This is a genomic window from Fulvimarina manganoxydans, from assembly GCF_900176465.1.
GTDB lineage: Bacteria > Pseudomonadota > Alphaproteobacteria > Rhizobiales > Rhizobiaceae > Fulvimarina > Fulvimarina manganoxydans.
In genome coordinates this window covers 1-25,116 of the sequence record NZ_FWXR01000036.1, presented here as the reverse complement: position 1 = coordinate 25,116, position 25,116 = coordinate 1, and the positions used below count along the sequence as shown (strand labels likewise).

General features: G+C 65.2%; 20 protein-coding genes. 13 read left to right on the top strand and 7 right to left on the bottom strand.

Going from position 1 to position 25,116, the window contains the following annotated elements:
- The 6 genes from hemA to B9A15_RS21690 all read right to left on the bottom strand — a co-directional run.
- Positions 1 to 863 (bottom strand): 5-aminolevulinate synthase (gene hemA, locus B9A15_RS21715; RefSeq protein ID WP_139798548.1); only part of this gene is annotated, 863 nt, incomplete at its 3' end.
- Positions 864 to 982: 119 nt separating this feature from the next.
- Positions 983 to 2,260 carry a geranylgeranyl diphosphate reductase gene (locus tag B9A15_RS21710; protein ID WP_084413004.1) on the bottom strand — a complete coding sequence of 426 codons (1,278 nt, stop codon included), beginning with the start codon at positions 2,258 to 2,260 and terminating at the stop codon, positions 983 to 985.
- The gene (locus tag B9A15_RS21705) at positions 2,257 to 3,630 is read right to left on the bottom strand and encodes a BCD family MFS transporter (RefSeq protein ID WP_084413002.1); all 1,374 of its coding nucleotides are present in this window, start codon (positions 3,628 to 3,630) and stop codon (positions 2,257 to 2,259) included. Before B9A15_RS21705 ends, B9A15_RS21710 begins: the two co-directional genes overlap by 4 nt.
- Positions 3,627 to 4,547 (bottom strand): chlorophyll synthase ChlG, encoded by a 921-nt coding sequence (chlG, locus tag B9A15_RS21700; RefSeq protein WP_084413000.1) that lies wholly within the window; start codon positions 4,545 to 4,547, stop codon positions 3,627 to 3,629. Before chlG ends, B9A15_RS21705 begins: the two co-directional genes overlap by 4 nt.
- 62 nt (positions 4,548 to 4,609) lie before the next feature.
- Positions 4,610 to 6,076 (bottom strand): transcriptional regulator PpsR, encoded by a 1,467-nt coding sequence (gene ppsR, locus B9A15_RS21695; RefSeq protein ID WP_084412998.1) that lies wholly within the window; start codon positions 6,074 to 6,076, stop codon positions 4,610 to 4,612.
- Between the two features lie 49 nt (positions 6,077 to 6,125).
- On the bottom strand, positions 6,126 to 7,043 hold the full coding sequence (locus B9A15_RS21690) for a cobalamin B12-binding domain-containing protein (protein ID WP_084412996.1): 918 nt from the start codon (positions 7,041 to 7,043) through the stop codon (positions 6,126 to 6,128).
- Between the two features lie 280 nt (positions 7,044 to 7,323).
- Here B9A15_RS21690 and bchF point away from each other — a divergent pair, with 280 nt between their 5' ends.
- The 13 genes from bchF to puhE all read left to right on the top strand — a co-directional run bounded on the left by bchF (position 7,324) and on the right by puhE (position 23,215).
- Complete coding sequence (bchF, locus tag B9A15_RS21685; protein WP_084412994.1) at positions 7,324 to 7,857, top strand: 2-vinyl bacteriochlorophyllide hydratase; 534 nt, start codon at positions 7,324 to 7,326, stop codon at positions 7,855 to 7,857.
- Positions 7,854 to 9,134, top strand: a complete 1,281-nt coding sequence (locus tag B9A15_RS21680) for a ferredoxin:protochlorophyllide reductase (ATP-dependent) subunit N (RefSeq protein ID WP_084412992.1) — start codon at positions 7,854 to 7,856, stop codon at positions 9,132 to 9,134. The genes bchF and B9A15_RS21680 overlap by 4 nt, the downstream gene beginning before the upstream one ends.
- Positions 9,135 to 9,148: 14 nt before the next feature.
- Complete coding sequence (bchB, locus tag B9A15_RS21675; RefSeq protein WP_084412990.1) at positions 9,149 to 10,708, top strand: ferredoxin:protochlorophyllide reductase (ATP-dependent) subunit B; 1,560 nt, start codon at positions 9,149 to 9,151, stop codon at positions 10,706 to 10,708.
- Positions 10,680 to 14,480: a magnesium chelatase subunit H gene (locus B9A15_RS21670; RefSeq protein WP_084412988.1), complete on the top strand. Its 3,801-nt coding sequence runs from the start codon at positions 10,680 to 10,682 to the stop codon at positions 14,478 to 14,480. The genes bchB and B9A15_RS21670 overlap by 29 nt, the downstream gene beginning before the upstream one ends.
- Positions 14,480 to 15,391, top strand: a complete 912-nt coding sequence (bchL, locus tag B9A15_RS21665; RefSeq protein ID WP_084412986.1) for a ferredoxin:protochlorophyllide reductase (ATP-dependent) iron-sulfur ATP-binding protein — start codon at positions 14,480 to 14,482, stop codon at positions 15,389 to 15,391. Before B9A15_RS21670 ends, bchL begins: the two co-directional genes overlap by 1 nt.
- Positions 15,392 to 15,398: 7 nt before the next feature.
- Positions 15,399 to 16,121: a magnesium protoporphyrin IX methyltransferase gene (gene bchM / locus B9A15_RS21660; protein WP_244557075.1), complete on the top strand. Its 723-nt coding sequence runs from the start codon at positions 15,399 to 15,401 to the stop codon at positions 16,119 to 16,121.
- Positions 16,122 to 16,165: 44 nt separating this feature from the next.
- Positions 16,166 to 17,590 (top strand): BCD family MFS transporter, encoded by a 1,425-nt coding sequence (locus B9A15_RS21655; protein ID WP_084413010.1) that lies wholly within the window; start codon positions 16,166 to 16,168, stop codon positions 17,588 to 17,590.
- A gap of 20 nt (positions 17,591 to 17,610) precedes the next feature.
- On the top strand, positions 17,611 to 18,396 hold the full coding sequence (puhA, locus tag B9A15_RS21650; RefSeq protein WP_084412984.1) for a photosynthetic reaction center subunit H: 786 nt from the start codon (positions 17,611 to 17,613) through the stop codon (positions 18,394 to 18,396).
- Positions 18,393 to 19,064: a photosynthetic complex putative assembly protein PuhB gene (puhB, locus tag B9A15_RS21645; protein WP_084412982.1), complete on the top strand. Its 672-nt coding sequence runs from the start codon at positions 18,393 to 18,395 to the stop codon at positions 19,062 to 19,064. Before puhA ends, puhB begins: the two co-directional genes overlap by 4 nt.
- On the top strand, positions 19,061 to 19,555 hold the full coding sequence (gene puhC / locus B9A15_RS21640; protein WP_084412980.1) for a photosynthetic complex assembly protein PuhC: 495 nt from the start codon (positions 19,061 to 19,063) through the stop codon (positions 19,553 to 19,555). Before puhB ends, puhC begins: the two co-directional genes overlap by 4 nt.
- A complete protein-coding gene (locus tag B9A15_RS21635) occupies positions 19,555 to 19,857 on the top strand; it encodes a hypothetical protein (protein WP_084413006.1) in 303 nt (100 codons plus the stop codon). The genes puhC and B9A15_RS21635 overlap by 1 nt, the downstream gene beginning before the upstream one ends.
- Complete coding sequence (gene acsF, locus B9A15_RS21630; protein WP_084412978.1) at positions 19,854 to 20,945, top strand: magnesium-protoporphyrin IX monomethyl ester (oxidative) cyclase; 1,092 nt, start codon at positions 19,854 to 19,856, stop codon at positions 20,943 to 20,945. The genes B9A15_RS21635 and acsF overlap by 4 nt, the downstream gene beginning before the upstream one ends.
- A gap of 305 nt (positions 20,946 to 21,250) precedes the next feature.
- Positions 21,251 to 23,215, top strand: coding sequence for a putative photosynthetic complex assembly protein PuhE (gene puhE / locus B9A15_RS21625; RefSeq protein WP_084412976.1), 1,965 nt, complete (start codon positions 21,251 to 21,253; stop codon positions 23,213 to 23,215).
- A gap of 86 nt (positions 23,216 to 23,301) precedes the next feature.
- Here the strand turns inward: puhE and B9A15_RS21620 are convergent, their stop codons facing one another.
- On the bottom strand, positions 23,302 to 24,708 hold the full coding sequence (locus B9A15_RS21620; RefSeq protein WP_244557073.1) for a TrkH family potassium uptake protein: 1,407 nt from the start codon (positions 24,706 to 24,708) through the stop codon (positions 23,302 to 23,304).
- Positions 24,709 to 25,116: the final 408 nt, after the last annotated feature.

The window sequence follows — 25,116 nt, the reverse complement described above, 5'->3', positions numbered from 1 at the left end:
CCCGGCGCATAGGAGCGCACGGCGTCGATCAGCATCTTCGAACCGGTGATGTAGCCGCCCAGCGTGCCGAAGGCCTTGGCGAGCGTGCCCTCGATCACGTCGATGCGATGGGCGACGCCCTCGCGCTCGGAGATGCCGCCGCCGCGCGGGCCGTACATGCCTACCGCATGGACCTCGTCGATATAGGTCATCGCGCCGTAGCGCTCGGCCAGATCGCAGATCGCCTCGATCGGGGCGATGTCGCCATCCATCGAATAGACGCTCTCGAAGACGACCAGCTTGGGCTGGCCTTTGGGCGCGGCCTTCAGGAGCTCTTCGAGATGGGCAAGATCGTTGTGCCGGAAGATCTGCTTCTTGGCGCCGGACTTTCTCACGCCCTCGATCATCGAGGCGTGGTTGAGTTCGTCGGACAGGATCAGGCAGCCGGGCAGAAGCTTGGCGATGGTCGAGATCGAGGCCTCGTTGGAGACGAAGCCGGAGGTGAAGACGAGGGCGGCTTCCTTGCCATGCAGATCGGCGAGCTCGCGCTCGAGTTCGACCAGCGGATGGTTGGTGCCGGAGATGTTGCGCGTGCCGCCGGCGCCCGAGCCCATCGCCGAGACCGTGTTTCGCATGGCCGAGACGACGCTCTCATGCTGGCCCATGCCCAGATAGTCGTTGGAGCACCAGACGATGATCTCACGCGCCTTGCCCTCATGCCGCCAGATGGCGTGGGGAAACCGACCGGCGATCCGCTCCAGATCCGCAAACACCCGATAGCGCTTTTCCGCATGCAGCGCTTCGATCGCAGAGCGGAAATGGCTTTCGTAATCGAACGGAGCCGGAATCGCCGTTGCGGGGCGCGATGCCGGCAACAGGCGCATCCATTCGGCGATCTCGGCCGGGCAGCTCTCCAACGGCACCGATTCATACCCCATTGGGCATTTCGTACCCTTGGGGCTCTTGGTCTCGAGCAACGCGGTTTCGAGCGAGCGATCCAACATTAGGCCGGTCTCCATCCCAGATAGTGCCCGATATTCTGCCAGAGTATGCGCGCGTGAGCGGCGGGGCTGGCCCGGCTCAAGCGCTTGTGCATGTAGGATTCCCAGGTGAGGCGCTGGACATCCCGGTCGCGGCAAATGGCCACGAAGCGTTCCCGCAGCCAGTCGGAGCGATACCAGACACTTTGAAGCATTCCAAGGATCATGAAGATCCGTCCGTGGTCGACCATGAATTTGGCGCGCGCGCTCTTCAAAGCCTCGGCCTTGCCAGTGGCGAGGAAAGCGATGCTGGCCTCGGCGACGATCCGCGCGCTTTCCATGGCGTAATAGATGCCTTCGCCCGAGGCCGGCGCGACGACGCCGGCCGCATCGCCGGCGAGAACCACATTGCGGCCGTCATCCCAGCGCTTGAGCGGCTTCAAGGGGATCGGCGCCCCCTCGCGGCGGATCGTCTGGGCGTCGGCATAGCCGGAGGCGGCCCTGAGGTCGGTCACCGCCTTGCGCAGGCCGTATCCTTTCTTCGCAGTACCTGTCCCGATCGAGGTGGTCTCGCCATGGGGAAAGACCCAGCCGTAGAAATCCGGCGAGATCGCCCCCTGATAGAAGACGTCGCAGCGCGCAGCCCGGCCCTGTGCGGGCTCGGCGCTGGATCCTTCGGAGGCGACGATCTCGTGATAGGCAAAGACGCTCGGCACCGGCTTCTGGCGCGGCAGAGCCTGGCGGGCGACGGCGGACCGCGCCCCGTCCGCACCGATGACGAGCCGAGCCTCGATCCGCTCGGCGAAATGAGAACCAGTGGGCGAATTGATCTCGGACGGGGCCTTGAGGCGGATCGTTCGGGTTCCGCCATGTCCGTCTTCCAGCGCCTCGAACTGGCCCGTGATGCGCACCGCACCCGCTTTCGCCGCGCGATCGCGCAAGAATTCGTCGAATTCGTCCCGATCCACCATGCCGACGAAGCCGTTGTCGATCGGCATATCGACGATGCGCCCCGACGGCGCGATCATGCGCGCCGAGGAAATCTCGGCTTTCAGGAGATGACGCGGAATGGCGAAATCCTGGATGAGACGAGGCGGGATCGCGCCGCCGCAGGGCTTGATCCGCCCGCCGCGCTCGATCAGCGCCGTGCGATAGCCGGCCTTGGCGAGTTCGAGCGCCGCCGTGGCGCCGGCCGGGCCGCCGCCGATGACGACGGCATCGAAGAAGGCCGCGCCAAACGATGTCGGCAAGGGCCCCAGAGTTGTCGCGGAGGCTGTTGGGGCGTTGGCGAGGCTTTTCATGCGGCAGCTCCGCTCGCGGGCAGGGATGGGCTCTGTGCGGGGGCAGGCCGATATGGGGCGCGTAACGGTGCTGCATTCCCGACGCAGCGCCAGGCAAGAGCCGCCGAGACGACGAAGCCCGCTGCCTCCAGGAGGAACACGGCGCCATAGGCCGAGGCGGGCGAGCCCGTGAAGGCGAGGGTGAGATCGACGAGGACGGTTCCGAAAAAGCCGCCAAGGCCGAAGGCGATCGCCTGGGCCGCGCCCCAGAGCCCCATTCGGATCCCGTGGCGTGGCGAGTCCTCACCGGATTGCGCGCCGGCAAGTCCCATCATGGAGCCGATCGCGGCGACCGCGAAGAGGCCGTTGAAGAGGCCGAGCGCGCCGACCGCCCCGGCGAGCGGAAAGCCCTCGCCGATGCGGCTTGCGGCAAAGAGCGCGGCAAAGGCCAGCGCCGAGCCGAGACAGCCGAGAACGCAGAGGAGGCGCAGGAGGCCCGGAAAGCGCCGGCCGAAGAGCATTCCGGCCAAAGCGACGGCGACCATGCCGAGCACCGTTCCGCCATGCTGGACGCCTGAAAGCTGCGTCGTCTCGCCGGGCGTCATGGCAAAGAGCGTGCCGGCGAAGGGCTCCAGGATGAGGTCCTGGGCGCTATAGGCGAGCATGGAGACGAAGACGAAGATCGCGAAGCGCCGCGTATCGGCCTCACGCCACACCGAGGCAAGGCGTGGGCCGAAGGCCGTGGTCTTCGATGTCTTGGCGGGCTTTGGCGCAGAGTGCCTTGCTTGGCTCTCGACGCCGAGGATCGCGAGCGTGCCGAGAGCGAAGGCGCTCGCGGCAACGACGGCGGTGACCGCGACTAGACGGGCGTCGGAGAAGGGATCGAGGAAGCGGCCGGACAGGCCCGCCGTGACCGCGAAGCCGACGATCATCAGCGTCCACATCAAGGTCGCCGCCTGAGGGCGGCGGTGAGCCGCAACGCCCGCCGCCATCAGCGCCAGTAGATTAGTGCCGGCCGCGCCGACGCCCGCCCCGATCATCAGAAAGGCAAGCATCGCCGACAGGAGGCCGAGCGCGAAATGGGTGGCGATCCAGCCCGTCGCAAAAGCGGCGAGAACGGTGCCGAGCGCCAAAAGCGCGAGGCCGCCGACGATCCAGGCGGTGCGGCTCTGGCCCACATCCGCACCATGACCGAAGCGCGGACGCAGCATCTGAACGGCGTAATGCAGCGCGACCAGGGCGCCCGGAATGGTCGCGGCGAGCCCGTGCTCGACCACCATCACCCGGTTCATGGTCGCCGTGGTCAGGACCACCATGGCGCCGATCGCCGTCTGCACGAAGGCGAGGCGGAGAATGGCGAACCAGCCGAGACCTTGCTGTGCTTCTCTCATGATCCCACCCCGAGCGCGACCGCCGCGACCATCATGCCAAGAACGTAAAGCCCCGTTCCGGTGGCGTTGTAGCGGATCGCTTCCGCTTCCGGGTCTTTTAGGAACCGGCGCATGAGAGTGCCCTGTCCGACGAGAAGCGCCGCGACGATGGTGCCGGCGAGGGTCTCACCCCAGGACAGGAGAAGGCCGACGACGACGATCTGCGGAGCGGCCATCACCCAGCAGGCAATGCGGCTGGCGAGCGCGACACCGTATCGGGCCGGCAGCGACATGATACCGAACTGCCGATCGCCCTTGACCGATTTGAAGTCGTTGAGGGTCATGATGCCATGAGCACCAAGGCTGTAGAGTGCGGCGAGCAGAAGCGTCTCGACCGATGGCAGGCCTTGCGCGACGAGAGCGGCGCCGGTCATCCAGGCAAGACCCTCATAGGAGATCGCGACGGAGGCGTTGCCCAGCCAGCCGTCACGCTTCAAACGGAAGGGCGGGGCGCTATAGGCCCAGGAAAAGGCGCAGCCGAGCGCTGCGGCGGCAAAAACGATCGGGCCGAGACAAGCGGCGACGAGAAGCGACAGAGCGGTCCAGAGAATGGCGACGGCAAAGCCGGATCGGCCCGGCAGGCGCCCTGAGGGGATCGGGCGATGGGGCTCGTTGATCGCGTCCACATGCCGATCGAACCAGTCATTGACCGCCTGGCTCGCGCCGCAGAGCAAGGGGCCTGCGAGAACGAGGCCAAGGGCGACATCCAGAAAAAGGCGCGCGCCATCCGCTTCGGCCGGCATGGCCGGGATCGAGGAGATCGCCCCACAGGCAAAGGCCCAGATCGGCGCGAACCACGTCACCGGCTTCAGCACCGCAAGTACGGCGGAAGGCTGGACACGCGTCAGGGGCGCAGAGGGGGCGACCGTACGGCTCATGCGCCGGATGCTAGGTCCGAAGCGCGTCAAGTGTCAACCAAAGTTGACAGGTCAATTTGGATTTATTGCAAAGAGGGATCGGAATCGTCCGGCTGACCGGGACGATCGCCGCCGATGCCATAGCGGCGCAGCTTGGTATAGAGCGCCTGCCGACTAAGGCCTAGGATTTCCGACGCAGAGGCCCGGTTGTTGCCGGTCAGTTCCAACGCCGCTTCGATGCACAGCTTTTCGATGATCTCGGTCGTGTCGCGCACGATGTCGCGAAGCGGCATCTGGCCAACGAGGCCGATCATCTCATTAGCGGGTCGCACATCCGGGATCTGCGGCATCTCCTCTTCCGGGGAGCGCTGGCTTCTTTTGCGTTGGCGTATGGAGAGGCCGTAATAGCGCACGCCGTCGCGTTCGACCGCCGTGCCGCTGACTTCGACGGGAAGCGGCGGGCCATGAACGGGGCGCAGCTGGGTCGAAAGATTGCGCAGGAATCCTTGCTGGTCGACGGCATTCTTCAGGACCGTCAGCTCCAGCCCGCGCGAGCCGATCCAATTGGCGAAGGGGCGGCCCAGCGCCTGGGCGGCATCGGCGATTTGGATAAGGTCGAGAAGGCTTTCATTGACGAGAACGACGCGCATCTCTTCGTCGAGGAGGGCAATGGCGTCCGGCGACTGGCGCCCGAGACGTGCGAGCAGATCCTCGCTGCGCCGAAATTCGCTCCTCTCTTGGCCATTATCCGAGACGAGTTGCAGCGATAGGCGGGAGGCGCCGAGATGGCGGAAGAAGCGCAAGGCGACCATGGCGCTGTCGCGCGGCTCGCCCTTCAATTGGAGCGTTCCGCGCTCGGTGCGTCCAGAGGAGAAGGCGGTGGCGACGAGTGCGTCGAAGACCGGCAAACCATCCTCGGCGAGGAAAGTCTCGATGTTGCGCCCGACGATATCGCCGGAGCCGCTTGCGCCAAACCGCGCCTTTGCCGAGGCATTCGCCTCGACGATCCGCCGATTGCCGGGATCGATCACGAGATGGGCTTCGGCGCTCGTCTCGAACAGCAGCCGGTATTGGGCCTCGACATCGCGAATGCGCTCGAATTCATGGTCATAAGCGATCTGTGCCGACATCAGTTTTTGCTGAAGGTCGGAGACAGTTCTGAGGTCGCGGCCGAGCGCAATCTTGGCCCCGTTCTGCGTCAGCGGCAGGATGGAATAGCTGACGGGGAGATCGGCGGCGCCGGGAACAGGGTGGTTGATCTCACGGCGCGCCGAATTCTGACTGCCGGCGTCGCCAAGGAGCCTTTTGGCCTTCAGGCGGCATTCGCTGGTGACCGTCTCGACGAAAGGTCGGCCGATCCACTCGCGATAGACGGAGGGCGGACACACCTCGTCGCGCATCGCCACATCGAGAACACGGCCCTCGACATCGACGAGAAAGGCGATATCGGCGGAGGCGGTGACGAGCGAGGCGATCAGAGCCGCGTCCAGATTCGAAAAGGATCGATCTGGATCGGAAAATGTTCGGCCGCCAGCGAAATTCACTCCCATGAGACGGGGTTCCGGTCCTTAGGTCCCTTCAACCGACGCAACTGGACATTCAACTTGCTAGAGCATCGGACACCAGATCGACCGCCCTGCGTCCATCGGTCACGATCAGGTCGGCGCCCATGTTATCTACTAACTCTTCGGCCCCATGCAATGCTCTTCCACCAAGGAATATGCGCAGTCGTGGATTTCTGCTGGCTTTCCGCAAGCTGGCAATGGTTTCACCGAGTGCCGGCCGCGTTCGATCGCTGCCGCAGCTCAAACCCACAATCCTGTATGTGTGCTCACTGACCCGCTTGCACAATTCGGCAAGGGTCGCCGATGTCGCCCGATCGACGTGATGGCCGGCTTCGGCCAGAAGCGCCGCGAGCGCATCCACCCCTATCGAGTGCTGCTCGCCCGGCATGACGGCGAGGAGAATATCGCCGCGGCCTGCCGACTTCGCTCCGCTCTCGGCCGGCTCGCGGCCGATCGCAAGGCTCAAACCTCGCTGGAGACGGGTCGAGATCAGCGTGACCTCGGCGAAGGTCATGCGGTCCTCTTCCCATTCAATTCCGATCTCGTCCATGACCGGCGCGACAACGTCGCCGATGAGCACGGAGAGGGACAAGGTCTGCCGCATCTCGGTCAGGAAGGCGACCTGCTCCTCGTCGCGGCCTGAGAGAAGCAGGCTGCGGAGCCGATCGGCGGCGTGCCGAGTGTGGAAATGGGAAAGGCGTTTGTCGGCCGAATGGCCCTTGTCGCAGCCCGGCGTGCTGCGCCGCGCATACAGCCGCGGAATGACCGCGGCTCGCACGGCATCTTCGAGGCCAGCCGGTCGCCCTGGCGCGTCGGAGCCCTCGTCAGCGGTCTCCTCGTCGAGGCGGCCGTAGCGGGACGCGTTCGTGTCAATGCTCATTGACTGTTGCTCGGAGCCGTAACCGTCGTGATCGGCGGAGGCGGCATCGGCATGATCCATTCTAAATGCCATAGCATCTCCTCCCTCGCAGGGTCATAGCCCCTGCATCTAAGAGCTTGGCGGTCTTGGATGCCGTCGTTTCGCCGACTTTTAGACAGCTTCTCGCAACATTGGAACCATTGCAACCCGTGCGGCGTGATTTCTCCGACCTGCCTGCGTCTTGTGATCCGATGTCAATGTAAAGCAAACTTGACAGTGACTGGTGCAGGGGCGCACACTGACGGTCATGGCACGGTTGAAATCCACCGCAAAGACGAACCCGGAGGGGCCGCAATACGGCATCAAGCCTGCTATGCGGACACCGCTTGCCGGGTGCAAGCCTGGATCAGGGCTCTACACGCCGGAAGAGCGCCGGCGGCGGGATGAAAGCCCCTGGACCCTTGTCCAGGGCATTCTGGCGCCGCTGCAATTCCTGGTCTTCCTGATCTCCCTCGCTCTCGTTCTCAGAGCCTTGCTCTTCGGGGTGGGCGAGACGGCGGCGATGGTGTCTATTCTGATCAAGACGCTCGTGCTTCTGACGATCATGGTCACCGGGTCGATCTGGGAAAAGCAGGTCTTCGGCCGCTGGCTCTTCGCCCCCGCCTTCTTCTGGGAGGACGTCGTCTCCTTTGCCGTCATCGCCCTGCATCTGGCCTATGTCGTCATGCTCTTCGCCGGGCTCGGAACTATGGCCGAACAGCTCGCCGTCGCGCTGGTCGCCTATGCCGCCTATGTGGTGAACGCCGCCCAATTCCTTCTCAAGCTTCGCGCCGCCCGGCTCGAAGGGCAGGCCGCGGACGATGCGGCGGACGCGCCGAGCCTCGATGAGGGGAGGGCGCTGGCATGAGCGTTCACACCCTTCCGCTTCCGAAGGCCGGCTGCGCCGAGCCCGACATCATCCGCGAGCGCGGCCAGCACGAAGTCTTCTGCGGTCTGACCGGCATCGTCTGGCTGCATCGCAAGATCCAGGATGCCTTCTTCCTCGTCGTCGGCTCGCGAACCTGCGCCCATCTTCTCCAGTCGGCCGCCGGCGTGATGATCTTCGCCGAGCCGCGGTTCGGTACGGCGGTGATGGAAGAGCGCGACCTCGCCGGCATGGCCGATGCCAATGAGGAGCTCGACAAGGTGGTCGCCCGGCTGCTCGATCGCCGGCCGGACATCAAGATGCTCTTCCTCGTCGGCTCCTGCCCGTCCGAGGTCATCAAGCTCGATCTCTCAAGGGCGGCCGAGCGCCTGTCGCGCCATTATTCGCCGGAGGTCCGCGTCCTCAACTATACCGGCTCGGGGATCGAGACGACCTTCACCGAGGGCGAGGACCGGTGTCTGGCCGCTCTCGTGCCGGAGCTTACCGATGCGACGAGCGAGGCGCCGGAGCTTCTCGTCGTCGGTGCCTTGGCCGATGTGGTCGAGGACCAGTTCGCACGGCTCTTTGCCGAGATCGGGATCGAGCGCGTCTCTTTTCTGCCGCCTCGCAACTCCCGCGCTCTGCCTCCCGTCGGGCCGAACACCCGCTTTCTTCTGGCACAGCCTTTCCTGGGCGAGACGGCGCGATGCCTGACAGAGCGCGGCGCGCGGCACATTCCCGCGCCCTTCCCGCTCGGGGCGGAGGGGACGACTGCTTGGCTGGGCGCTGCGGCCAGGGCCTTCGGCGCCGATCCGATGGCCTTCCGCCACGCGACCGCGGCGGCCGAGGCGCGGGCCAAGCGCGCGCTTCAGCCCTTCCGGGACGAGATGGCGGGCAAGACCATCTTCTTCATGCCCGACAGCCAGCTCGAAGTGCCGCTGGCGCGGATGCTGAGCCGGGAACTCGGCATGGAGCCGATCGAAGTCGGCACGCCCTATCTTCACCGCGCCCATCTCGCCGAGGAGTTGAAGCTGCTCGGCTCTGATGTGCAGCTGTCCGAAGGCCAGGACGTGGAGCGCCAGCTCGACCGGGTTCGCGCCGCGCGCCCCGACGTCACCGTCTGCGGCCTCGGCCTCGCCAACCCGCTGGAGGCCGACGGCCTCACCACCAAATGGTCGATCGAGCTGATCTTCACGCCGATCCAGGGCTATGACCAGGCGAGCGACCTTGCCGGTCTTTTCGCGCGGCCCTTCGACCGCAAGACGCGCCTTCGGGTTTAAGGGGAGGGTCGGCGATGCAGCTCACCGTATGGACCTATGAAGGACCGCCCCATGTGGGGGCGATGAGGGTCGCGACCGCCATGACGGACGTCCATTACGTCCTGCATGCGCCCCAGGGCGACACCTATGCCGATCTTCTCTTCACCATGATCGAGCGGCGCGAGAAGCGCCCGCCGGTGACCTATACGACCTTCAAGGCCCGTGACCTCGGATCGGATACGGCGGCGCTCTTCAAGTCGACGCTGGAATCGGCCCATGAGCGCTTCAAGCCGGCCGCGATGCTGGTCGGCGCCTCCTGCACGGGCGAGTTGATCCAGGACGATCCGGCGGGCCTTGCCAAGGCGGCCAATCTCCCATGCCCAGTCATTCCGCTGGAGCTTCCCTCCTATCAGCGCAAGGAGAATTGGGGCGCCGGCGAGACCTTCTATCAGATCGTCCGGCATCTGGCCGCGCGCGAGGGCGTGGAGCCGGTAGCTGGGAAGCCGCAAGGCCGGGTGCCTCGCTGCAACATTCTCGGGGCCACCGCGCTGGGCTTTCGCCATCGCGACGACGTCATGGAAATCACCAAGCTCCTGAAGGAGAATGGCATCGAGGTCGCCGTCGTCGCCCCGCTCGGGGCGAGCGCGGCCGATATCGCGCGGTTGCCGGACGCCGATTTCAACGTCCTTCTCTATCCCGAGATCGGCGAACAGGCTGCACGCTGGCTGAAGCGCACCTATGGCCAGGATTATACGACGACGGTGCCGATCGGCGTCGGCGCAACACGGGAATTCGTGGCGGAGGTTCGCCGACTAGCCGGGCTCGACGCGCTGCCGGATCGCTCCGACGCTGGCCGGCTCCCCTGGTTCTCGCGCTCGGTCGATTCGACCTATTTGACCGGCAAGCGGGTCTTCGTCTTCGGCGATGCGACCCATGCGGTGGCGGCTGCAAGGGTGGCGACGGAGGAATTCGGCTTCGAGCTTGTCGGCCTCGGCACCTATTCGCGCGAACAGGCCCGTGCGGTGCGCGAGGCCGCACAAGCCCATGGCCTCACCGCGCTGATCACTGACGATTATCTCGACGTCGAGCAGGCGATCGCCGAGGCCGAGCCGGAACTCGTTCTCGGCACCCAGATGGAGCGCCATATCGCCAAGCGCCTGGGAATCGGCTGCGCGGTCATCTCGGCGCCCGTCCATGTGCAGGACTATCCGGCCCGCTATTCGCCGCAAATGGGGTTCGAGGGCGCCAATGTCCTCTGGGACTCCTGGGTCCATCCTCTGGTGATGGGGCTGGAAGAGCATCTTCTCGGCATGTTCCGGGAGGATTTCGAATTCTCCGACACTGCCAAGCCCTCCCATCTCGGGCCCGGCCAGCGCGTGAGCGAGGCGCCGGCGGCCGAGCCGGCGCTGCGACCGCTCGCCGAAGAGGGCCCGATCCGGATCTGGAGCGCCGATGCCGAGGCGGAGCTGAAGAAGATCCCGTTCTTCGTGCGGGGAAAGGCGCGCAAGAACACCGAACGATTCGCGGCCGAGCGCGGTCTTGCCGAAATCACCCTGGAGACGCTCTATGACGCCAAAGCCCACTTTGCGCGCTAGCGTCCATGGCGGCGCTGATCCGAAGACGCGCGGCCCGCGTGTCGTCATCATCACGCTCGACGGCCATATGGGCGGCGCGGTGGCCGCGGCCCGCGATCGCCTGAGCGGCAAGATCGACGGCCTGACCATCGGCTTTCACGCCGCGACCGACTGGGACCGCGATCCGGCGAGCCTCTCGGCCTGCCTCGACGACATTGCGTCCGCCGACATCATCTTCGCCAATATGCTGTTCATGGAGCCGCATATCACGCCGGTTTTGCCCGCCTTGCAGGCCAGGCGCGATCATTGCGGCGCGATCATCGGCGCCCTGTCGTCGGGCGAAGTCATTCGTCTGACCCGGGCGGGCAAGCTCGACATGGGCAAGGAGACGGGCGGCGTTCTGGGCTTGTTGAAGAAGCTGAAGGGCAGCCCGAAAAAGGGCGGCCAGGGCTCCGGCTCGCGCCAGATGACCATGCTGCGCCGCCTGCCCAAGGTGCTGCGCTACATTCCCGGCACGGCCCAGGATTTGCGCGCCTATTTCCTCGTCCTGCAATATTGGCTCGGCGGTTCGGACCAGAATCTCGCCAATATGATCCGCTTCCTCGTTGCTCGCTACGGGCCGCAGGCGACAGGCGTCGCCGAGACCGGGCGCGCGGCGCAAAAGCCGACGACGGCGCGCGAGCCGATCGAATATCCCGATATCGGCCTTTATCATCCGCGCCTTCGCGGGCGCATCGCGACGCGCATCGACACCCTGCCGCACCGGGGCCCGGGACGGGCGGGCACGGTCGGCCTCCTCGTCATGCGCTCTTATGTGCTGGCCGGGGACACCGCCCATTATGACGGGGTGATCGCCGCGCTCGAAGCCAAGGGGCTGAAAGTCGTGCCGGCCTTTGCCAGCGGCCTCGATTCGCGCCCGGCCATCGATGCCTATTTCAAGGACGACGCGGGACGGCCTCGCATCGACGCGCTCGTCTCGCTGACCGGTTTCTCGCTGGTCGGCGGCCCGGCCTATAACGATGCCGATGGCGCGAAGGCCGCCTTGAAGGGCCTCGACGTGCCCTTCCTCGGCGCGCTCGCCGTCGAGTTCCAGTCGGTCGAGGAGTGGAAGACCTCCGCCACGGGGCTGACGCCGGTTGAAGCCACCATGATGGTCGCGATCCCCGAGATCGACGGGGCGATCGGCGCGACCGTCTATGGCGGGCGCACGTCGATGGCCCGCAGCGACGGCCATCGGGCGATGGCGGCCGATATGGACCGGGCGAACCGGCTCGCGGGCCGTGTCGCCAAGCTGATTGCGCTGAGACGCAAGGCAAAGGCCGAGCGGACGATCGCGATCACGATCTTCAACTTCCCGCCCAATGCCGGCAGCGTCGGCACGGCCGCCTATCTGTCGGTCTTTTCCTCGCTCTTCAACGCGCTCCAAGGTCTGAAGGCGGACGGCTACCGGGTCGAGATGCCCGAAAGCGTCGATGCGCTGCGCGAGGCGCTTTTGAAGGGCAATGCCGAGAGCTTCGGTACGCCGGCCAATGTCCACACCCGCATTCCCGCCGAGGATCATCTGCGCCGCGAGCCTTACCTTGCTGACATCGAGGCCCAATGGGGCCCCGCGCCCGGCGAGCAGCAGTCGGACGGCTCGTCGATCTTCGTTCTCGGCCGGCGTTTCGGCCAGGTCTTCGTCGGCATCCAGCCCGCCTTCGGCTATGAGGGCGACCCGATGCGGCTCCTGTTCGAGAAGAGCTTTGCGCCGACCCATGCCTTCTCGGCCTATTACCGCTATCTGCGCGAGGATCTCGGCGCCGACGCCGTCCTTCACTTTGGCACCCATGGCGCGCTCGAATTCATGCCGGGCAAGCAGGCGGGATTGTCCGATGCGTGCTGGCCGGATCGGCTGATCGGCGATCTGCCCAACATCAATCTCTATGCGGCCAACAATCCGTCCGAGGGCGCGCTCGCCAAGCGCCGGGCGAACGCCGTCCTCGTGTCCCATCTGACCCCGCCTTTGGCCGAGGCCGGCCTCTATCGCGGCCTCGTCGATCTCAAAGCCTCGCTCGACCGGTTCCGGACCCTCGACCCGTCCGCCCATACGGAGCGGGCGGATCTTCTCGCCCTTCTGGGCGATCAGGCTGAAGCGCTCGATCTCGAAAAGCCTCAGACGGCATCGGAGGTCACGCGGCTGACGACTGCGCTCGCCGAGCTTGAGCGGACGCTCATTCCGAACGGCCTCCATGTGGTGGGCGAAGCGCCTTCGAGGAGCGATCGCATCGGCTGGCTGAAGGCGGCCGCCGAAGCGCAGATCGAGGATGGAGAGGTGGCGCTTCAGGCCATCGAGGCCTTGGTCGATGGCGACAAGGGCACGGCGCTTCTCGCCTCTTCCTTCGGAAGGGGAAAGCTGGACGCTGAGCGGGCCGAGGCCGTTGCGATCCTCGCCAAGCTGGCGGGCGATCTGGCCAAGGATCACGAACTCCCCGCTCTCCTCGCCGCGCTTGACGGGCGCTATATCGAGCCGGTCGCCGGCGGCGATATCCTGCGCAATCCGGCTATCGCGCCGACGGGGCGCAATCTCCATGGCTTCGACCCGTTCCGCATCCCTTCCGCCTTCGCGGTCACCGAGGGACGCCGTCAGGCCGAGCGGCTGCTCGATCGCCATAAGGCGTCCGGCGGCGCGCTGCCGGAGACGGTCGCCATCGTCCTGTGGGGCACCGACAATCTGAAGAATGAAGGCACCTCGCTCGCCCAGGCCTTGGCGCTGATCGGCGCGGTTCCCCGTTTCGACGGCTATGGCCGTTTGGCCGGCGCCGCGCTTCTGCCGCTCGAAGACCTCGGTCGGCCGCGCATCGATGCCCTGGTCACCCTGTCGGGCATTTTCCGCGATCTTCTGCCGCTTCAGTCCAAGCTCGTCGCCGAAGCCGCCTTCCTGGCCGCGACCACTGAGGAGCCGGACGACATGAACTTCGTCGCGCGCCATGCGAGGGCCTATGCCAAGGAGACCGGCTGCGACATCGAGACGGCGGCCTTGCGCGTTTTCGCCAATGCCGACGGCGCCTATGGCTCCAACGTCAATCTGATGGTCGATGGCGGCGCCTGGGAGAGCGAGGGCGAACTCGCCAACGCTTACACAAGGCGCAAATGCTTCGCCATCGATCGCAAGGGCCGCTCGTCCGAACAGAAGGCGCTTCTGACCTCGACTTTCTCGACGGTGGATCTGACCTATCAGAACCTCGATTCGGTCGAGCTCGGCGTCACCACCATCGACCACTACTTCGACACGCTCGGCGGCGTCAGCCGCGCCGTCACCCAGGCGCGGGGCCGACAGGTGCCGGTCTATATCGGCGACGACACGCGCGGCAAAGGCACCGTGCGCACCCTCGAGGAACAGGTCGCGCTGGAAACCCGCACCCGCACCCTCAATCCCAAATGGGTCGAGGGCATGCTCGCCCATGGCTATGAGGGGGTGCGCCAGATCGAGGCCCATCTGACCAACACGCTCGGCTGGTCGGCGACGACCGGCCAGGTGAGCCCCTGGGTCTATCGGCGGATCGCCGAGACCTTCGTCCTCGATGAGGCGATGCGCGAGCGCCTGGCCGAACTCAATCCCACCGCCTCGATGCGCATGGCCGAAAGGCTGATCGAGGCGGATGAGCGGCGCTATTGGCGCCCGACCGATGCCGAACGCGAGGCCCTTCTTGAGGCCAGCGCTGATCTCGAAGACCGACTTGAGGGAATCCTTCCCCCCGCTGCAGGTGCGGCGGGTGAGACCAAGCCGGATAAGAGCAAGATGGAGGCCGCGTGATGAGCGGACTGAAGACGACGCTCCCCCTGCCGGGAACTGTCTATCGCCGGGAAGACGGGGATGGCAGCGTCCAGGTGAAGATGAATACGGGGCCGAAGATCGACGGCGCCAAGGTCTTTGCGATCTATGGCAAGGGCGGGATCGGCAAGTCGACGACCTCGTCGAACCTCTCGGTCGCTTTTTCCAAGCTCGGAAAGCGCGTGCTTCAGATCGGTTGCGATCCGAAGCACGATTCGACGTTCACTTTGACCAAGCGCCTGCAGCCGACGGTCATCGACATTCTCGAAAGCGTCGATTTCCATGCCGAGGAGCTGCGCCCAGAAGACTTCGTCTTCGAGGGCTATAATGGTGTCATGTGCGTCGAGGCCGGCGGTCCGCCCGCCGGAACGGGATGCGGCGGCTATGTGGTGGGCCAGACGGTGAAGCTCCTGAAGGAGCATCATCTTCTGGAGGACACCGATGTCGTCATCTTCGACGTTCTGGGCGATGTGGTCTGCGGCGGTTTCGCCGCTCCGCTCCAGCACGCCGACAGGGCGCTCGTCGTCACTGCCAACGACTTCGATTCGATTTTTGCCATGAACCGGATCGTCGCCGCGATCCAGGCCAAGGCGAAGAACTACGACGTGCGCCTCGGCGGGGTCATCGCCAACCGCTCGGCCCAGACCGACGAGGTCGACCGCTTCGCCCGGGCCGTCGGTCTCGAACGGGTCGCCCATTTCCCCGATCTCGACGTCATCCGCCGTTCGCGCCTGAAGAAGTCGACGCTGTTCGAAATGGAGTCGAGCCCGGAGCTGGAAGCCGTCCAGAACGAGTATTTGGCGCTGGCCGCAAGACTCTATGCCGGGGTAGAGCCGCTCGACGCCAAATCGATGAAGGACCGGGAGATCTTCGATTTCCTCGGTTTCGAATGAGGCGGCCATGAGCGACGTCATGACATCCGAGGCGATCACATACGAGGCGCGGCGGGCCGAGATCGAGACCTATTTCGATCGCACCGCCGCCGAGACCTGGAAGAAGCTGACCTCGACCGCGCCCGTCGGGCGCATCCGCCAGACCGTGCGCGCCGGCCGCGACACGATGCGCGCGACGCTTCTGTCCTGGCTGCCCGAAGACCTGACCGGCCGGCGTATCCTTGATGCCGGTTGCGGCACGGGGGCCTTTGCCGTGGAAGCGGCGGCGCGCGGGGCTGACATCGTCGCGATCGATCTGTCCGAGACGCTCGTCGCCCATGCCCGGACAGCCGCGGAGTCGCTGTCGCTCAAGGGGCAAGTGACCTTCCGCTCAGGCGATATGCTGGATGAGGGCCTTGGCCGCTTCGACCATGTGATCGCCATGGATTCGCTGATCCATTACGAGCCGGCCGATGCGGTCGCGGCGCTGGCCCGCCTTTGCGAGCGGACCGAGCAATCGATCCTCTTCACCTTCGCGCCGAAGACGCCGCTGCTCACCGTGATGCATGCGGCCGGGCGCTTCTTCCCGCGCGGCGACCGGGCGCCGGCCATCGTGCCGGTTTCGCGTCGGGGTCTGATCCGCCGGATCGAGGCGGAGGCGCCGATCGCCGAGCGCTTTGCGCCGGGGCGTGGCCTGCGCGTCGATACCGGCTTTTACAAGAGCCATGCCATGGAGCTTGCGGCACGATGACCAGGGCGGCGACAGGACAAGGGCCGTTCACCGGCGAGACGCGGATGGCGCGCTTCCTGCGCGTCTTCGTGCCCTTTGCAGATGTGGCGACGGCCGATCTGCCGCTCGGCCGGCTGATCCGCCTGTCGCTCTTCCAGCTGTCGGTCGGCATCACCCTCGTCCTTCTCGGCGGCACGCTGAACCGCGTCATGGCGGTCGAGCTCGGCATTCCCGTGACGCTGATCGCAGCCGCCATGGCGCTGCCCTTGCTGCTTGCGCCGGCGCGCATGCTGATCGGCTTCAAATCCGATCATCGCCGTTCCTATCTCGGCTGGCGGCGCACGCCCTTCATCTGGCTCGGCGCCATGGCCCAGTTCGGCGGGCTGGCGATCATGCCCTTCTCGCTGCTCCTGGTCTCCGAGGGCGTCCCCGAGACGGTTCTCGCCGGCAAGGCGGGCCTGCTTCTCGCCTTCTTCATGGTGGGTTGCGGGGTTCATACGGTGCAGACGGCCGGCCTCGCGCTCGCCTCCGATCTCGCCCAGCCGGACAAGCGGCCGCGCGTCGTTGCCATGCTCTATACGATGCTGCTCGTCGGCCTGTTCACGGGCGCGATCGTCATCGGTCGGCTGCTCGACGATTTCACGCCCATGAAGCTGATCCAGCTTCTTCAGGGCTCGGCCGTCGTCACCATTCTTCTGACGCTCGTCGCGATCTGGCAGCAGGAGCCGCGCCGGCGCGACATCGCGCCCGAGGTCGATACCGGTCCGAAGCGCCGCTTCGTCGAGGATCTGCGCGATCTCTTCGCGAGCCAGCCCGACCTGAAGCGCCTTTTCGCCGCTCTCGCGGTCGGCACGGCCGCTTTCAGCATGCAGGACGTTCTCCTCGAGCCTTATGGCGCCGAGGTCTTCAAGATGAGTGTCGGGGCGACGACGCTTCTGACCGCGCTTTTTGCTTCTGGGAGTCTTCTGGGCTTTTTCGGTGCCGCAAGGTTGCTCGGCGGGGCGCGCAACGGCAATCCGCATGTGGTTGCCGCTCTCGGGCTTCTCATCGGCCTGCCGGGCTTCTCGGCGGTCGTCATGGCCGGGCCGCTTCTGTCGGTCGCCAGCTTTTCGGTCGGCACCTTCCTGATCGGCCTGGGAAGCGGCTTCTTCTCGGTCTCCATCCTTCTGGCCGTGATGGAGCGGATCGGCCGCGCCGATCTCGGCAGCGGCCTTGTCCTCGGCGCATGGGGTGCGGTCCAGGCCATCGCGACCGGGCTCGCGGTCATCAGCGGCGGCGTCTTGCGCGACGAGGTCGCGCGGCTTGCCGATGTGGGCGTCTTCGGTCCGGCCTTTCAGAATGTCGCCGCCGGCTATGGCGTCGTCTACCATCTCGAGATCGGCCTTCTCTTTGCCGCTCTCCTCGTTCTTGGGCCGCTCGTGCGCCCGCAAAGCATCGAGCCCCGTCAACCATCTGGCCAAGGCTTCGGCCTGCCGGACCTTCCGAACTGAAGCGAAGGAGTGTGAATCTCATGCCCGTAGGAGCTTTCACGGAGCAGCTGGACTTGCCGCTGCTTCTCGTCATCGCCTTCTTCCTGTTCTTCCTGGGTCTCGTCTTTTATCTGCGCCAGGAGGACAAGCGCGAGGGCTATCCGCTTCAGTCCGATCGGCCCCGCGGCACCGCCGGACGCGTCGCCGTCGTCGGCTTCCCGCCGCTGCCCAAGCCGAAGACCTTCCTGTTGCGCGGCGGCAAGACGGTCCTGGCGCCGCGCGCCCAGCGCGAACGCGAGCTCAATGCGCGGCCGGCCTATGCCTTTCCGGGCGCGCCGCTGATGCCGCTCGGCGATCCGCTCCTCGATGGTATCGGCCCGGCCTCCTACGCCCTGAAGGCCGACGAGCCGGACCGCACCTATGATGGCGATCTGAAGATGGTGCCGATGCGCGACAGGCCGCAATACCGTCTGGAAGACACCGATATCGATCTCTTCGGCATGCAGGTCTTTGCCGCCGATGGGCCGCAGGTGGGCATCGTCCACGATCTGTGGATCAACGCCCATGAATATTTCGTGCGCTATGTCGAGGTCGAGCTCACCGAGGAACCTGATCGGCGGCGGCTTCTGGCCCCTTACGCTTTCTGTTCCTTCTCCGAGCGTCCCCGGCGGATGAATTTTCCCACGCTGACGCGCGAGCAATTTCTGCGCGTGCCGATCGTCGCCGAGCGCGACAGCATCACTATGCGCGAGGAAGACCGCATCAACGGCTATTTCGCCGGCGGCACCCTTTACGCAAAATCCGGCGATCAGAGTCCGTTCCTATGAGATCCGAACCCACGACCCTCGACGAAACCGACGACTTCCCGGTCAAGATCGAGCCCGGCGAACTGCCCTCGGGCGAAAGCATCCTCTGGCAGGGCAAACCCGATGCCTGGCGCCTGACTTTGAACGCCTTCCGCCTCAAAGCGCTGACGCTGTATTTCGGCCTGCTCGTCCTCTGGCGGCTGGGCTCGGTCCAGCATGATTCCGGCTCCTGGGCGCTCGCCTTCGCCAAGACGACGCCGCTCGTCATCGCCTTTGCGGTCTGTATCGCAATCCTCGCGATCCTGGCCTGGCTCTATGCGCGCTCCACCGGCTTCACCGTCACCGATCGACGCATCGTGATGCGCTTCGGGGTCGCGCTTCCCTCCCAGTTGAACATTCCGCTGAAGGACGTGGAGGCAGCGAGCCTGAAGCTTTATCGCGACGGGACCGGCGACATCCCGCTGACACTCCCGGCGGCCGGGCGGCCATTCTATTTCCAGATCTGGCCCTTTGCCCGACCGTTGCGTTTTCGCGCCGCTGAGCCCATGCTGCGAGCCGTGCCGGACGCTGAGACGGTCGCCGGAATCTTGGCAAAGGCCTTGGCGACCACGGGCGGAGCGGCCGTTCGGGACGGTGTGAAGACGGCGCCGGCCCGCCAAAGCCTGGGCCAGGAGGCCGCTCTCGCATGAGCCAGATCCAGAGCGCCGACGGGAAACCGCTCCGTTTCTATCCGACCCCGGATCGGCCGATTCCGAAGGCGATTCTGATCTCGGCCGGCGTTCTGGCCGTGATGACGCTTGCCTTCGGCTTCGTCTCGAACCGCACCGGCATCGGCCAGTTCGAGACCCCGGTCGTCGAGACCGTGGCGTCGAGAGGGCTCACTCTGGTCGATCAGGGCGGGCCGACCGTTTCGATCACGGATGCGGCGAGCGGCGAGACCTTGATGACCTTGCCGACCGCCGCGGGCGGTTTCGCCGTCGAAGCGCTGCGAAATCTCGATCGCTACCGGGCGCGCGCCGGTGCATCCGAGACCGCACCCTTCGTCCTAGCGCTCAAGGCGGACGGAAGGCTGGTGGTCGAGGACCCGGAAACGGGCCAGCAAGTGGAATTGAGGGCGTTCGGCGAAGAGAACACCCGCACCTTCGCCGCCCTTCTCAAGGTCGATGGGGAAAGACCATGATGCTGCAGTCGATCTTCGGCGGTCGCCGCGAGACCGTTCCCTGTACGGTGGAGGTGTCCAACACCTTCGAAAGCCTCCACGCCCATGTGCGCTTCGACGGCGGCGTCACCGTGGAGCCGGGCGACGAGGTGCTCGTCCATGGGGCGCCGGTCCAGGTGCCCTATGGCGAGGAAGCCTCGATCCGGCGCACCGCCACGATCCGCCGTGCCGGCTGGATCGAAAAGAGCTGGACGAAGCTCACCGGCGATTTCGAATTCATGGAACTCTGCGAGTTCTCCTTCTCCGAAAGGGCAAGCCTATGAACGCTCCGGCCAGGATCGACGGCGGGCGCCCCGTGCGCTCGGCCGAGATCAACGAGACGACGCGCTCGGCTCAGGAAGACACGCTTCTCGCCCCGCGTTTCTACACCACCGATTTCGACAAACTCGACAAGGTCGATGTGTCCGCGATCCGTCCCCAATGGGATGCGCTGATCGCCGAGTTGAAGTCCGATCCCAATCGCGGCCATTTCAAGCGTGACGAGAATTGGGACAAGATCGACCTCGACGCGCTGCCCGAAGGCCTGCGCAAGGAGTTCGTGGACTTCCTCGTCTCCTCGCTGACCGCCGAATTCTCGGGCTGCGTCCTCTATAAGGAGATGAAGCGGCGCGGCACCAATCCCGATATCTGCGAGCTCTTTTCCTATATGAGCCGCGACGAGGCCCGCCATGCCGGCTTCATCAACGACGCGCTGAAGGAATTCGGCATCGGGGTCAATCTCGGCTTCCTGACCAAGGAGAAGAAGTACACTTTCTTCCAGCCGAAATTCATCTATTACGCGACCTATCTGTCCGAGAAGATCGGTTACGCGCGCTACATCACCATCTATCGGCATCTGGAGTGCCATCCCGAAAAACGCTTCCATCCGATCTTCAAATGGTTCGAGAAGTGGTGCAATGACGAGTTCCGCCATGGCGAGGCCTTCGCGCTTCTGATGCGCGCCGAGCCGCATGTGCTGCGCGGTCACAACAAGCTGTGGGTGAAATTCTTCCAGCTCGCCGTCTTCGCCACGATGTATGTGCGCGATCACGCCCGGCCGGAATTCCACAAGGCCCTCGGCCTCGATCCGAGCGATTACGACCGCAAAGTCTTCCGCGTCACGTCGGAGATCGTAAAGCAGGTCTTCCCGCTGACGCTGGACATTGAGAACCCGAAGTTTCAGGCCGCCCTCGACAAGCTGGTGACGGTGTCTCGGGAGATCGATGCGGCGCGCGCTGCGGGCGGTCTCTCCGGCAAGCTGAAGGTTCTGAGAAGCCGGGCGAAGGCGGCGGCGATCTTCGCCCGGCTCTACGCCATGCGCTCGATTCCCAACGAGATTCCCGAGGACGGACGGCTCGTGCCGGCCTGGTAGAAGCACCGACCCTTGCGCCCGACGCGCGAGGTGACACGGTCGAAGCCGATGGTCCGAGCCTCCTATGGATCATCGAGGGTTCGGGCGCATCGCAAAGCGCCGGTCGATCGATGGATCCTCGGGGTTTTGTGATGGCCGCAACCTGCGCCGCCATCGACCGATGGGACGCGCATGTAATACCAAAGCTCGGTGAGGCCGACTCATCGAGCTTTGGTCAAGCCCGCGTGGCGCTTGAACGGCTCAAGATGCGGATGGGTCACCATCCCTGCATCTTGGTATAACGTCACAGTCTATGGAGAACGGCCATGACCGAATATCTCTTCCCGGCCCTCTTCGCCCTCGTCGTCTGGTGGGCGTCGACCGTTCTCATCATCTATCTGGACGGTCTTCCCCAGAAGACGTTCAAATATTCGATGATCGGCGCGACGATCATCTTCGGCCTCTCGCTCTGGGGGCTGAAATGGAGCGCTCAGGACGCCTCCATCTCCGGCGCCTATTGGGCCTTCACCTTCGGGCTTCTCGCCTGGGGTTGGCAGGAGATGAGCTTCTACATGGGCTATGTCACCGGTCCGCGCAAAGCCCAGTGCCCGGAGAACTGCCGAGGCCTCAGGCATTTCGGCCATGCCGTCCAGACCAGTCTGTGGCACGAGCTGGCGATCATCGCTGCCGCCATCGCCGTGGTCTCGCTCACTTGGGGCGGCCCGAACCAGATCGGCATGTGGACCTTCATGGTCCTGTGGTGGATGCATCAGAGCGCCAAGCTCAACGTCTTCTTCGGCGTGCGCAATCTGAACGAGGAGTTTCTCCCCGAGCATCTGGAGTTCCTGAAGGGCTTCCTCAACAAGCGCTCGATGAACCTGCTCTTTCCCTTCTCCGTGACGATCTCGACCGTCATTACGGCGCTTCTCGTCGTCGCCGCCCTCGATGCGTCGGCAACGCCCTTTGAGATGGCTGGCTACACCTTCCTCGCCGTCTTGATGGCGCTCGCGATCCTCGAACATTGGATGCTCGTCCTGCCGATGCCGGCGGGCGCCATCTGGTCGCCGGCCTTGAAGTCGCGCGGCGATCGCAAGCCCTTCGCGGTCGATATCGTGGTGGGCTTCCTTGGCGCCGGCAAGACGACGACCCTCCGCCGCATGCTGGCCGAGGCCAATCCGGCCGAGAAGACCGTCGTGCTCGTCAACGATTTCGGCGAGCTCGGCATCGATGGATCGCTCCTGTCGGGCCAGGGCGCCGATGTGGTGGAGCTTCCCAATGGCTGCATCTGCTGCTCGCTGCGCAAGGATCTGTCGGCCCAGCTGCGGGACGTCGTCGCCAAGATGGCGCCTGACCGGGTGCTGATCGAGCCGTCGGGCGTTGCCGATGTCGCCTCGCTTCTACAGGTTTTGGCCGCGCCGGAGATCGCTTCTTTGGTCAAGGTGACGCGCCTGCACACGGTCATCGATGCCGGCGCTTTCCTGCGCGACTATGCCGATATGCCGGACTATTTCGACGTCCAGGCCAAGCTTTCGCCGGTCTTTATTCTCAACAAGATCGATCTCGTTTCCGAGGCGAGCCTTGCCGCCGTGCGCGAGACACTGGTGGCGCTCAATCCGACCGCGCGCATTCTTCCGGCGCGTTATGGTGTCGTCGAGGCGGGGCTCGACATGAGCCGATCTGTCCTGCCGGCCGCGCGGCAGACGGAGACACCCGGCGCGCCGATCGAACTGAACGCCACCCATGGCGATCATCACCATCATGGCCATGGAGCGCATCATGTCCATGACCATGGCCCCGCAGCCCATCATGGAAGCGATCATCACCACGGCGCCGAGGACCATGGACATGGTCACCAGGGTCATCACCACGCCCATGATCATGACCATGATCATGACCATGATCATTCCCACGGTCACGGCCATCACCATCCCGAACCCGGCCTCGGCCTTGGTTCCTGGAGCCGGCCGGTGCCAGCGCCCCTGTCCGCCGACGATCTGGCCGCCCATCTCAACCGCTTCAATCACGGCGCGGCGGGGCGGATCGCGCGGATGAAGGGGATCGTGCGCTCGGGCGAGGGGTGGCTGCGCTTCGACATCGCCGGCGGCCGCGTCTCCATGGCGGCCCATGTGCCGTCCGCCGGAGAGACGCCCCGCGCCCTCGCCATCGGCAAGGATCTCGACGCGGCCATGCTCGACCGCGCCTTCGGCATCACCCCGGAGACGGGACCCTCCGTAAGCGCGAATGATGCCGGCGAGGGCGTTTCCTCCGGGAGCCCGGCCTTCGCGGCCTGAAGGCATAAATCTGGGCTGGTCGGTGTGTCCGACCCCCGATGTTCTGTGATGGCGGGGCGTTTCACGACGTCTCGCCATCATGCGTTTTAAACGGCGAGTTCGTCGTCGCCTGAGGCCGTGCCCTCTTCGCCGTCGGGCGTTGCGGTCGCGAAACCGAAGGTGAGAACGCCGAGGCGGCCGATGAGCATCAGGCCGATGATGACGAGTTTTCCGAGTGGGCTGAGATCGCCGGTGGCGCCGAGCGAGAGGCCGACCGTGCCGAGGGCGGAGATGGCTTCGAAGGCGAGAGTCTCGAAGCGCGCGGCCGGTTCCGTCAAAAGCAGCAGGAAGAGGCCGATGGCCAAAAAGGCCGAATAGCAGGCCATGCTGGTCGTTGCGAGTTGGACCTGGGCGTCCGGCACTCTCTGGCGGAAGAAACGGACATTGGCGCGCCCTTTCAGCGTCGAGCGCACGAGGGCGACGAGCGCGGCGAAGGAGGTCGTCTTGACGCCGCCCCCGGTGCCGGCCGGGGAGGCGCCGATCACCATCAGCACCATTAGGACCATGGCCGTGCCATTGGCGATCTGATCGATCGCGATGGTGTTGAAGCCGACGGTCGAGGAGGCGCTCATGGCCTGGAAGAAGGCCGCCAGCAGCCGATCCGCCGGGTTGAGGCCGGCGATCGAGGGCTCCACCAGGAAGATCAGCAGCGTTCCCAGCCCGACGAGGATGGCGGTCATCCGAAGGATCACCTTGCTCGTGAAGCCGTAATGACGGGTCTTGCCGGCCAGGCGGCGAACCGTGTCGACCACGATGATGAAACCCATGGCGCCGAGAAGGCTCAAAGCGGCGAGCGTGGCGTTGATGCCCACATGGCCCGCATAGGGCACGAAGCCGTCGGCATAGAGGCTGAAGCCGGCCGTGCAGAAGGCCGAGACCGCGTGAAAGATCGCGCTCCAGAGCGGCGCCGGATCACCTGCTTCGAGGAGGAAGCCATAGAGACAAGCGGCGCCCACCGCCTCGCAGCCAAAGGTGAAGAGCACGACCGAACGCAGGAAGAGGCGCGGGTCGACGGAATTCGGCAGGCCGAAGGCGGTGCGGGTCGTCTCTTCCTGGGTCTCGCTCAAATTGGCGTGGACCGCCAGGAATGCGAAGGAGCTCATCGTCATATAGCCGAGCCCGCCGAACTGGATCAGAGCAAGGATCACGAGCTCGCCGATCAGGGTGTAATTCGTTCCCGGATCGACGCTGATCAGCCCCGTCGTCGAAACCGCCGAGACGGCGGTGAAAAGGTTGTCGAGCGCGGAGACGGGCTGGGCCTGCGAGAAGGGCAGCGAGAGCAGAATCCAGCCAACAACGACATAGGAGAGATAGCCGACGAGCAGCAGCTTGGCCGGACCGGCCTTGCGCTTGCGGATCGCGGCAGGGCCGTCACCGCCCTGGACGCGGTTCCTCAAGGAGGCGAGCGCGTGATCGAGGCTCATCGGCAGGCGCATGGCGGTGGGTCCGGACACATGGGTTTCAAACGCGCCGAAACGGTGTCGCCGTGCAAACCGGTGCCGTCCTCGGGACAGAGCGAAATAGATATTGCCCGTCTAAGGACCAGAGAGAGCGAGCCGAGAATCGATCCGCCGCACGGGAGTGTCGGTTTTCGCTTGTGGGCGCGAACTCAACCAAGGTTCGGGAGAAACGTTGAAGACGAAGCTCGACGGTTTGGCCCATCACATATCCTGCATGGAGCCTGAATGTGGGGCCTCTTGCCCGTATTGATCTCTTTCGTGGCTTCGGCGATTGGTCTCGGCTGCCGACTGCAAGCACCCGACGACTTTGTAACTTCCCAAATGCCGTATTTGAAGCTGTAGTGGCAAGTGCGGTGGCGGATGGAAGACCGATGCACCTTTGGGACACCAAGCCCGTGGGAG

Excerpts from the sequence above, each read along its gene's own strand:
- B9A15_RS21710 (WP_084413004.1), bottom strand. The coding sequence starts at position 2,260 with ATGAAAAGCCTCGCCAACGCCCCAACAGCCTCCGCGACAACTCTGGGG.
- B9A15_RS21705 (WP_084413002.1), bottom strand. The coding sequence starts at position 3,630 with ATGAGAGAAGCACAGCAAGGTCTCGGCTGGTTCGCCATTCTCCGCCTC.
- chlG (WP_084413000.1), bottom strand. The coding sequence starts at position 4,547 with ATGAGCCGTACGGTCGCCCCCTCTGCGCCCCTGACGCGTGTCCAGCCT.
- ppsR (WP_084412998.1), bottom strand. The coding sequence starts at position 6,076 with ATGGGAGTGAATTTCGCTGGCGGCCGAACATTTTCCGATCCAGATCGA.
- B9A15_RS21690 (WP_084412996.1), bottom strand. The coding sequence starts at position 7,043 with ATGGCATTTAGAATGGATCATGCCGATGCCGCCTCCGCCGATCACGAC.
- bchF (WP_084412994.1), top strand. The coding sequence starts at position 7,324 with ATGCGGACACCGCTTGCCGGGTGCAAGCCTGGATCAGGGCTCTACACG.
- B9A15_RS21680 (WP_084412992.1), top strand. The coding sequence starts at position 7,854 with ATGAGCGTTCACACCCTTCCGCTTCCGAAGGCCGGCTGCGCCGAGCCC.
- bchB (WP_084412990.1), top strand. The coding sequence starts at position 9,149 with ATGCAGCTCACCGTATGGACCTATGAAGGACCGCCCCATGTGGGGGCG.
- B9A15_RS21670 (WP_084412988.1), top strand. The coding sequence starts at position 10,680 with ATGACGCCAAAGCCCACTTTGCGCGCTAGCGTCCATGGCGGCGCTGAT.
- bchL (WP_084412986.1), top strand. The coding sequence starts at position 14,480 with ATGAGCGGACTGAAGACGACGCTCCCCCTGCCGGGAACTGTCTATCGC.
- bchM (WP_244557075.1), top strand. The coding sequence starts at position 15,399 with ATGAGCGACGTCATGACATCCGAGGCGATCACATACGAGGCGCGGCGG.
- B9A15_RS21655 (WP_084413010.1), top strand. The coding sequence starts at position 16,166 with ATGGCGCGCTTCCTGCGCGTCTTCGTGCCCTTTGCAGATGTGGCGACG.
- puhA (WP_084412984.1), top strand. The coding sequence starts at position 17,611 with ATGCCCGTAGGAGCTTTCACGGAGCAGCTGGACTTGCCGCTGCTTCTC.
- puhB (WP_084412982.1), top strand. The coding sequence starts at position 18,393 with ATGAGATCCGAACCCACGACCCTCGACGAAACCGACGACTTCCCGGTC.
- puhC (WP_084412980.1), top strand. The coding sequence starts at position 19,061 with ATGAGCCAGATCCAGAGCGCCGACGGGAAACCGCTCCGTTTCTATCCG.
- B9A15_RS21635 (WP_084413006.1), top strand. The coding sequence starts at position 19,555 with ATGCTGCAGTCGATCTTCGGCGGTCGCCGCGAGACCGTTCCCTGTACG.
- acsF (WP_084412978.1), top strand. The coding sequence starts at position 19,854 with ATGAACGCTCCGGCCAGGATCGACGGCGGGCGCCCCGTGCGCTCGGCC.
- puhE (WP_084412976.1), top strand. The coding sequence starts at position 21,251 with ATGACCGAATATCTCTTCCCGGCCCTCTTCGCCCTCGTCGTCTGGTGG.